This window comes from Blautia sp. AF34-10 (genome assembly GCF_003477865.1).
Taxonomy (GTDB): domain Bacteria; phylum Bacillota; class Clostridia; order Lachnospirales; family Lachnospiraceae; genus Fusicatenibacter; species Fusicatenibacter saccharivorans.
In genome coordinates this window covers 1-576 of sequence record NZ_QUED01000099.1, presented here as the reverse complement: position 1 = coordinate 576, position 576 = coordinate 1, and the positions used below count along the sequence as shown (strand labels likewise).

The following is a 576-nucleotide window of genomic DNA, read 5'->3' as shown; positions in this document are numbered from 1 at the left end:
TGCGGAACTGGTGTACAGATCAGCAATTCCGATGTAAATAAATTGCAGCATACAGGTGTCAGTGAGCCGAAGAATCTGCAGCAGGAAGATGGTAGCAGTTATTACGGAAGCGACAGTGCATATGCGGTAAGTGGTTATCGTTATGCCGGCGGCTATATTGGGAAAGCTGCTATGGGAAGTACGGCGGCTATCGGAGGTGCAAGCGTTCTGGATCATGTACTTTCTGCTACAAATCTGTTATCAGCATTGACCGTAGTTGCATCTATCATAGACAGTTCAGATGTTTACGGAGCGATAGGCGGATTTAATGTTCTTGCAACAGATGGAGACGGTGATACTGGAAAAGCTGGTGGATATGCAGGAGAACTTCTTGGAGTTCAGATTCAGAATAGTAATTCTTATAATTTTGCACATATCATAGGGCGTGAAAGTGCCGGTGGATATGTTGGAACCATGGAGCCGGGGAGTGCGGCAGATGTGGTAAATGGATTAAGTGCTCTTGGAGGACTGATCAAGGCAGATAATCTTCTTGGCGTTTTACAGGCATTTGTTCCTGTGATCAAAAACAGCGAAACA

General features: G+C 45.3%; 1 protein-coding gene. It reads left to right on the top strand.

Annotation, left to right across the window (positions count from 1 at the left end; translation table 11 throughout):
• Nucleotides 1-576: hypothetical protein (locus tag DWZ60_RS17060; protein ID WP_147397782.1), on the top strand; the 576-nt coding region annotated here is incomplete at both ends.